2 protein-coding genes are annotated in these 777 nt (G+C 46.8%); both read right to left on the reverse strand.

Annotated elements, in window-relative coordinates; translation table 11 throughout:
• Positions 1-61: 61 nt before the first annotated feature.
• The gene (locus A3735_RS05395) at positions 62-385 is read right to left on the reverse strand and encodes a hypothetical protein (protein ID WP_068509494.1); all 324 of its coding nucleotides are present in this window, start codon (positions 383-385) and stop codon (positions 62-64) included.
• The coding region (locus A3735_RS05400) for a group II truncated hemoglobin (RefSeq protein WP_068637703.1) at positions 382-777 on the reverse strand (396 nt) is incomplete at its 5' end. The genes A3735_RS05400 and A3735_RS05395, both read right to left, overlap by 4 nt.

Raw genomic sequence — 777 nt, forward strand, 5'->3', positions numbered from 1 at the left:
CCAATGATCATGGTGCCAGCTCGGTATACTTTTACCTGGGTTACGAGCTGTAAGTTTGCCGCTAAGAGAAGTATTCCACTATCCAGGTATAGAGTAGGTCGACGCTTATATCTGCCAGCTTGATTTGCTGAAATGCATCATCAGGGTCCTTATCTCGGTAAGCGAACTGATACATAAGCTGTTCGGGCTGTTCATCATGCAGAATCAAGATGATTCGTTTACCACTTTTCAGACAATCAATTGTCATGACGTCGGCCGGAATCCCGTTAGCTCGCATATTTTTGCTGACACCGACAACCGGATTAATGTTGGCGTGCTCTTGCTGGATTTTTACGTGAGTGTCGGTGGCCAGGTCGGAGAGAATGGATAAGGGGGTTGTGCTCACGAAGGCTCCTCGTCATGTTTGCTGTGGCTGGTTTGATGAATCATCTCTGCAGGTCTAAATAGCTGTTCTAATAAATAGCTTTTGAAAGACTCTGGGTATTCGAGAGTGTCGAGAGCTTTCTCCATACATAGCATCCAGGCGTCTCTTTCTTCACTATCTATGGTGAGGTGGCTATGTACTTTAGGGATGCTAATCGATCCAAAGTGTTGCATATACAAACGCGGTCCACCCATCCACCCGGCCAGGAAGTAGGTGAGCTTCTGTCGGGATAGAGTCAAATCTTCAGGGTGCATTTTCCGAATGACTTGTGCTTCGGGTAGGGTATCCATCATTAAATAGAACGTATCAACTAAACGTGTCAGTCCCGGTTCACCGCCTGCGGCAACAAAGGT

This window comes from Oleiphilus sp. HI0061 (assembly GCF_001635675.1).